This is a genomic window from Streptococcus sp. HMSC034B03, assembly GCF_001838575.1.
Classification (GTDB): Bacteria; Bacillota; Bacilli; order Lactobacillales; family Streptococcaceae; genus Streptococcus; species Streptococcus anginosus.
This window is the reverse complement of the sequence record NZ_KV837628.1, coordinates 88,953-95,356: the sequence shown is the minus strand read 5'-3', so window position 1 is coordinate 95,356 and position 6,404 is coordinate 88,953. Positions and strand designations below refer to the sequence as shown.

At 39.1% G+C, this 6,404-nt stretch carries 10 protein-coding genes; all 10 read right to left on the bottom strand.

Annotated elements, in window-relative coordinates; translation table 11 throughout:
* Nucleotides 1-987: translation elongation factor Ts (gene tsf / locus HMPREF2634_RS04170; RefSeq protein WP_070836334.1), on the bottom strand; the 987-nt coding region annotated here is incomplete at its 3' end.
* Between the two features lie 82 nt (nt 988-1,069).
* Nucleotides 1,070-1,852 (bottom strand): 30S ribosomal protein S2, encoded by a 783-nt coding sequence (rpsB, locus tag HMPREF2634_RS04165; RefSeq protein ID WP_003026510.1) that lies wholly within the window; start codon nt 1,850-1,852, stop codon nt 1,070-1,072.
* A gap of 232 nt (nt 1,853-2,084) precedes the next feature.
* Nucleotides 2,085-2,558, bottom strand: a complete 474-nt coding sequence (locus HMPREF2634_RS04160) for a sigma-70 RNA polymerase sigma factor region 4 domain-containing protein (RefSeq protein ID WP_021002168.1) — start codon at nt 2,556-2,558, stop codon at nt 2,085-2,087.
* 399 nt (nt 2,559-2,957) lie between these two features.
* Nucleotides 2,958-3,344 (bottom strand): 50S ribosomal protein L17, encoded by a 387-nt coding sequence (gene rplQ, locus HMPREF2634_RS04155; protein WP_003026513.1) that lies wholly within the window; start codon nt 3,342-3,344, stop codon nt 2,958-2,960.
* An 11-nt stretch (nt 3,345-3,355) separates the two neighbouring features.
* Entirely contained in the window at nt 3,356-4,294 is a 939-nt protein-coding gene (locus HMPREF2634_RS04150) for a DNA-directed RNA polymerase subunit alpha (protein WP_021002169.1), read from the bottom strand.
* A gap of 44 nt (nt 4,295-4,338) precedes the next feature.
* On the bottom strand, nt 4,339-4,722 hold the full coding sequence (gene rpsK, locus HMPREF2634_RS04145) for a 30S ribosomal protein S11 (protein ID WP_001118385.1): 384 nt from the start codon (nt 4,720-4,722) through the stop codon (nt 4,339-4,341).
* A 19-nt stretch (nt 4,723-4,741) separates the two neighbouring features.
* A complete protein-coding gene (rpsM, locus tag HMPREF2634_RS04140) occupies nt 4,742-5,107 on the bottom strand; it encodes a 30S ribosomal protein S13 (RefSeq protein ID WP_002262317.1) in 366 nt (121 codons plus the stop codon).
* Nucleotides 5,108-5,122: 15 nt separating this feature from the next.
* Nucleotides 5,123-5,239, bottom strand: a complete 117-nt coding sequence (gene rpmJ, locus HMPREF2634_RS09710; protein WP_001808836.1) for a 50S ribosomal protein L36 — start codon at nt 5,237-5,239, stop codon at nt 5,123-5,125.
* Between the two features lie 24 nt (nt 5,240-5,263).
* On the bottom strand, nt 5,264-5,482 hold the full coding sequence (gene infA / locus HMPREF2634_RS04135; RefSeq protein ID WP_001029883.1) for a translation initiation factor IF-1: 219 nt from the start codon (nt 5,480-5,482) through the stop codon (nt 5,264-5,266).
* A gap of 114 nt (nt 5,483-5,596) precedes the next feature.
* Nucleotides 5,597-6,235, bottom strand: coding sequence for an adenylate kinase (locus HMPREF2634_RS04130; RefSeq protein WP_003026521.1), 639 nt, complete (start codon nt 6,233-6,235; stop codon nt 5,597-5,599).
* Nucleotides 6,236-6,404 lie beyond the last annotated feature (169 nt).

Below are 6,404 nucleotides of genomic sequence, written 5' to 3'. Positions count from 1 at the left end.
GGCAGCTTTTTCAATACCGTCACCTACTTCAAAACGAGTGAAGCTTGCAATTGTCACACCTTGACTTTCAAGGAATGCTTCAACAGTCTTGCTGTCGTCCATGATATAGACCTGCGCAAGTAATGTGTAAGCTTGGTCAACTTTTGTATTGTCCAGCATGAAGCGATCCATTTTACCAGGAATAATTTTATCCCAGATTTTTTCTGGTTTACCTTCAGCTGCAAGACCAGCTTTGATGTCTTCTTCAGCTTGTGCAATCACTTCATCCGTCAATTGAAGTTTAGAACCAAATTTGTAGTGTGGAAGCGCTGGTTTACCAACCATTGCACGACTTTCGTTGTCTTGATCAATTTTGTGGTTCATTTGAGCCAATTCATCATGGATAAATTCTTCACTCAATTCTTTGTATGAAAGAACAGAAGGTTTCATAGCGGCAACGTGCATTGCCACGTGTTTTGCAAGATCTTCGTCACTGCCTGAAAGAACTGTGATAACACCGATACGTCCACCATTGTGTTGGTAAGCTCCAAATACTTGATCATCGGCTTTTTCAACAACTGCAAAACGACGGAATGAGATTTTTTCTCCGATTGTAGCAGTTGCACTAACATAAGCAGCTTCAAGTGTTTCACCTGAAGGCATTGTCAAAGCAAGAGCTTCTTCGTTGTTAGCTGGTTTGCCTTCTGCGATTACTTTAGCTGTTTCGTTTACCAATTCAACGAATTGAGCATTTTTTGCTACAAAGTCTGTTTCTGAGTTCACTTCAACGATAGCGGCAACATTGCCGTTTACATAGACACCAGTCAATCCTTCAGCAGCAACACGGTCTGCTTTTTTAGCAGCTTTTGCCATACCTTTTTCACGAAGCAATTCAATTGCTTTTTCGATATCGCCATCTACTTCTACAAGTGCTTTTTTAGCGTCCATGACACCAGCACCAGATTTTTCACGCAATTCTTTTACAAGCTTAGCTGTAATTTCTGCCATTTTGATCCTCCAATTAAGATATTACGGTTTTATTTAATAAAAAGGGGAGGGCTAGGCCCCGCCCCATAAGTTCGTTACTTGATTATTCGTTTGAGCCTTCGACAACTTCAACGATTTCTTCGATAGAATCTGCTTGTGAATCAGTTGCAGCTAATTCTGCTTCTACTGATTCAACGTTATCTTCACCTTGACGGCCTTCGATAATTGCATCAGCCATTTTCGCAGTGATTAACTTAACAGCACGAATAGCATCGTCGTTAGCTGGAATGATGACATCAATGTCATCTGGATCTGTATTTGTATCCACCATCGCTACAACTGGAATACCTAATTTCTTAGCTTCTTTAACAGCGATTTGTTCTTTATGTGGATCCACAACATACATCACATCTGGAATACGTGGCATTTCTTCGATACCACCCAAGAATTTTTCAAGACGAGCGCGTTGTTTGTTAAGAAGAGCGACTTCTTTTTTAGGAAGAACATCAAAAATTCCGTCTTCTTCCATACGTTTGATTTCTTTCAAACGAGCAACACGTTTTTGAATCGTTTCCCAGTTTGTAAGTGTTCCACCCAACCAACGGTGGTTGATGTAGTATTGACCAGCACGTTCTGCTTCTTCTTTTACAGCATCAGCAGCTTGTTTTTTCGTACCAACAAACAAGATAACTGCATCGTTAGCAGCCGCATCACGCATAAAGTCGTATGCTTGATCTGCAAATTTTACAGTTTGTTGCAAGTCGATAACGTGGATACCGTTACGTTCTGTGAAGATATACTTCGCCATCTTAGGGTTCCAGCGACGAGTTTGGTGACCAAAGTGTACACCAGCCTCAAGAAGTTGTTTCATTGAAATTACTGCCATGAGTAATGTCTCCTTTTTTGTTTTTTCCTCTCCCAGATTTCAACTCGCAAAACCACCCGTAGGCAACGGCTTCACAATTCATCTGAAATGAGTATTTGCCGATTACACGACATTTATTATCATATCAAAATTTCTTCCATTTTACAAGAGGGTTTCTGCTTTTTCATGCCAAATGCACGAAGAGAATCATTCGAAATTTATAACCTTTTAAAAGGGAAAGTCCTGACTTATCTTAATCACTATAATCTTTTAAGTAGGCTCTTAATTCTCGAATCATGGCTTGGCGGCCTTTGAACCGTTCGTCGGCTAGTAAGCGTTCGTACTGCTCCTGTTTCTCTGGGCTCAGTTGAGCTTGATAGCTCTTTAGCTGGTCTCGGAGAATCACCAATTCATCCAGATATAGTTCTTTTAGGCTGAGCTTGTGACCAATCTCGCTCACTTCTTCATAAGCTTGACGATCGAGTTTGCGTTTTTGACTTTCCTGTTTACGGAGGATGTCTAGGATATGATTGCGGAACTTGGTCTTATAGTAAACATAGAGCTGATGATCTTCTTCTACTAGCTGCGGATAGCGACTCACCAACTGATAGAGCACCAACATCCCCTCTTGTTCCCAATCGCTTAATTCCCACAGGTGGACATAATATTCCCTCCGACACTTCAGCACAATTCCTCTTACCTTGCTATATAACTCCTTGAACTCCATTTCCTTCTCCTTCCTTTTACTTACCTTTTAAGGATAACATGAAGGAGAACCCTTTGGTTTTCTGGTAGCTATTCTACTCTTTTTGGTTTCTATTTCGTGCTTCTTAATACACCTAGCTATCTCTTCAGATACTTTTACATACTTTTCAGCAGATAAAGTTAAAACTAGTAGCTGTGATAAATTCAGCATTATAATTCTGTAGTGAAGCATCGATTATGAAATTCTAAAAAACGCCTGCTTACGAAATTGTTTTTTTGTAAAAGCAATTTCGTAAACAAGCGTCTACGTTTCTTATCATAAGATGAGTGTTCCCGCTAGGAAAAATCCTAGCGGTAGACCAGAGCTAGACTAAGAGTAACATTACTCCATCATCATAACACTCAACAAAATTGATAAAAATTATACTAATTCAATGATTGCCATTGGAGCAGCATCACCACGACGTGGTTCAGTTTTAAGGATACGAGTATATCCACCGTTACGTTCTGCATAACGAGGAGCTAAATCAGAGAATAATTTTTGAAGAGCAGTAGTTGAAGTATACTTTTCTGTTTCTTCATCATAGTTTTCTGATGCAATTTCGTTACGAACAAAAGCTGCTGCTTGACGACGAGCATGCAAATCACCACGTTTACCCAAAGTAATCATTTTTTCAACTGTTTTACGGATTTCTTTAGCACGAGCTTCTGTTGTCACAATTGATTCGTTGATAATCAAGTCAGTGGTCAAGTCGCGAAGCATTGCTTTACGTTGTGAGCTAGTGCGTCCTAGTTTACGGTAAGCCATGTTTTCCTCCTTTATTTATCATTTTTTAATCCAAGACCGAGATCAGCAAGTTTTACTTTCACTTCTTCAAGACTCTTACGTCCTAGATTTCTTACTTTCATCATTTCAGGTTCAGTTTTTTCTGTCAAATCAAATACAGTATTGATACCAGCACGTTTCAAACAGTTGTACGAACGAACTGACAAATCTAATTCTTCAATTGTACGATCCAACACACGATCATCTGAAACTTTTTCTGTTTCTTTCATCACATCAGTAGATTTTGCTACTTCAGTTAAGTTAGTAAACAGGTCTAAATGTTCCGTTAAAATGCGCGCAGAAAGCCCTAGAGCATCTTCTGGAATAATCGTCCCATCTGTCATGATTTCAAGAGTTAATTTATCAAAACCATCATTGCTACCAACGCGAGCTGGTTCAACTTGATAATTAACTTTTTTCACCGGCGTATAGATTGAATCTACCGCAAGCGTCCCTACTGGTGCATCATCTTTTTTATTTTCATCAGCCGGTACATAACCACGACCTGTATTTACGGTCATAATAGCTTTTAAGCTAGCACCTTCACCAATTGTAAAGAGATAATGATCAGGATTTACAATTTCAATATCACTATCTGTCAAAATATCACCGGCAGTAATTTCTGCAGGACCTTCAACATCAAGCTCAATTGTCTTTTCGTCTTCGACGTAAGATTTTACAGCAATCCCTTTGGCGTTCAAAATAATTTGCATGACGTCTTCACGGACACCTGGAACTGTATCAAATTCGTGTAGAACACCTTCGATATTGATAGATGTCACAGCAGCACCTGGTAGAGATGCAAGAAGTACACGGCGAAGTGAGTTCCCAAGCGTTGTACCATAACCACGTTCTAGTGGTTCTACTACAAATATGCCATAGTCTTTATTTTCATCAATTTTTGTTATATTTGGTTTTTCAAACTCAATCATTTAGTTACTCCCTCTTAAACGAAAAGCAGTGTAATGGTTTATGATTATACACGGCGACGTTTTGGAGGACGAGCACCATTGTGTGGCACAGGAGTCACATCACGAATAGCTGTTACTTCAAGACCAGCGGCAGCAAGAGCACGAATAGCTGACTCACGACCAGAACCTGGACCTTTAACAGTAACTTCAACTGATTTAAGACCGTGTTCTTGTGCAGACTTTGCAGCAGCTTCAGATGCCATTTGGGCAGCAAATGGTGTAGATTTACGAGAACCTTTAAATCCAAGAGCTCCGGCAGATGACCAAGCAATTGCGTTACCATGCACATCAGTAATCATAACAATAGTGTTGTTAAATGTAGCGTGAATATGAGCAATACCAGATTCGATATTTTTCTTCACACGACGTTTACGTGTTGGTTTAGCCAAGACTTTTTACCTCCTTATATTATTTTTTCTTACCAGCAATCGCAACAGCTTTACCTTTACGAGTGCGAGCGTTGTTCTTAGTGTTTTGTCCACGTACAGGAAGTCCACGACGATGACGGATTCCACGATATGAACCAATTTCCATCAAACGTTTGATGTTTAAGTTTACTTCACGACGAAGGTCACCTTCAACTTTGATAGCATCCACTTCACGACGGATAGCGTCTTCTTGATCAGATGTTAAATCTTTCACACGAATATCCTCTGAAACTCCAGCAGCTGCTAAAATTTTCTTAGATGTTGGAAGACCAATACCGTATACATAAGTCAGTGAAACAACTACACGTTTGTCATTTGGAATATCAACTCCAGCAATACGAGCCATTTTTTCTCCTTTCTATTATCCTTGACGTTGTTTGTGTTTTGGATTTGCTGGGCAAATCACCATAACACGACCATTACGACGAATAACTTTGCAGTATTCGCAAATTGGTTTGACCGATGGTCTTACTTTCATTTCTTATCCCTCCAAGTATTTCGATTATTTAAAGCGGTAAGTGATCCGTCCACGTGTCAAATCATAAGGACTCATCTCGACAGTAACACGGTCTCCCGCTAAAATACGAATATAGTTTTTACGAATTTTACCAGAAACTGTTGCTAAAATCTGATGTCCATTTTCAAGTTCAACCGTAAACATTGCATTCGGCATTGTATCAACTACTTTGCCTTCAACTTCAATCACATCGTCTTTTGCCACGCAAAAGCACCCCCTAAATTTCGATTCATTCCTCTGAGCACAGAGGTAACAATTATAAGTCAGACTAATTCATTGTATCACTACTTGTCAAATATTGCAAGTGTAAAAACGCTTTTATTTTAACTTCAACAAGACTTTTTCAATATCTTTAAATACATCATCAATCTCTTGATTTCCTTGAATATCATAAACCAAGCTTTGAGAACGATAGTGCTCAATAATTGGTACTCCTTGAGCAATATTGACATCCAAACGACGTTTTACTGTTTCAGGTTTGTCATCTTCACGTTGGTAATAATCTTCTTCATTATAATCTGCTGGTGGATTAAATACTTTATGGAAAGTTTCTCCCGTTTTTTTATGAATAATCCGTCCACTCAAGCGCTCTAGTAGACTATTCGGATCTACTTCAATATTGACAACCCCATCCAAAACAAGACCAAGGGCAGTCAATATCTTATCCAACGCATAAGCTTGCTCAATGGTGCGTGGGTAACCGTCTAACAAAAAGCCTTTTTCTTTAATATCATCTTGTGATAGTCGTTCTTTGACAATTCCATTGGTCACTTCATCAGGTACTAATTCGCCTTTGTCAATGTATGATTTAGCAAGTACACCCATTTCAGTTTGGTTTGCCATAGCTGCACGGAACATATCCCCTGTTGAGATATGCGCAACACCAAATTCCTCAACGATTTTGGCCGCTTGAGTACCCTTGCCTGCACCTGGCAAGCCCATAATCAAAAGATTCATGATCCTTCTCCTTTTTTGTTTTTAAATAAATCTATTACAAATTCTTAATAAACTTGTTTAAAAACAAAATAGAAAGAGTGGGACAGACTTCAGAAAATCTATGATTTTCGATTTGCTCTCCCACCCCGCAACATAGTTGATTCAGGATGAAAACAAAAACTCATTTTCA

What these genes read in the sequence shown, in the direction of transcription:
- HMPREF2634_RS04130 (WP_003026521.1), bottom strand. Translation starts at nt 6,235, where the DNA reads ATGAATCTTTTGATTATGGGCTTGCCAGGTGCAGGCAAGGGTACTCAA.
- rpsB (WP_003026510.1), bottom strand. Translation starts at nt 1,852, where the DNA reads ATGGCAGTAATTTCAATGAAACAACTTCTTGAGGCTGGTGTACACTTT.
- HMPREF2634_RS04160 (WP_021002168.1), bottom strand. Translation starts at nt 2,558, where the DNA reads ATGGAGTTCAAGGAGTTATATAGCAAGGTAAGAGGAATTGTGCTGAAG.
- rpsM (WP_002262317.1), bottom strand. Translation starts at nt 5,107, where the DNA reads ATGGCTCGTATTGCTGGAGTTGATATTCCAAATGACAAACGTGTAGTT.
- rplQ (WP_003026513.1), bottom strand. Translation starts at nt 3,344, where the DNA reads ATGGCTTACCGTAAACTAGGACGCACTAGCTCACAACGTAAAGCAATG.
- rpmJ (WP_001808836.1), bottom strand. Translation starts at nt 5,239, where the DNA reads ATGAAAGTAAGACCATCGGTCAAACCAATTTGCGAATACTGCAAAGTT.
- HMPREF2634_RS04150 (WP_021002169.1), bottom strand. Translation starts at nt 4,294, where the DNA reads ATGATTGAGTTTGAAAAACCAAATATAACAAAAATTGATGAAAATAAA.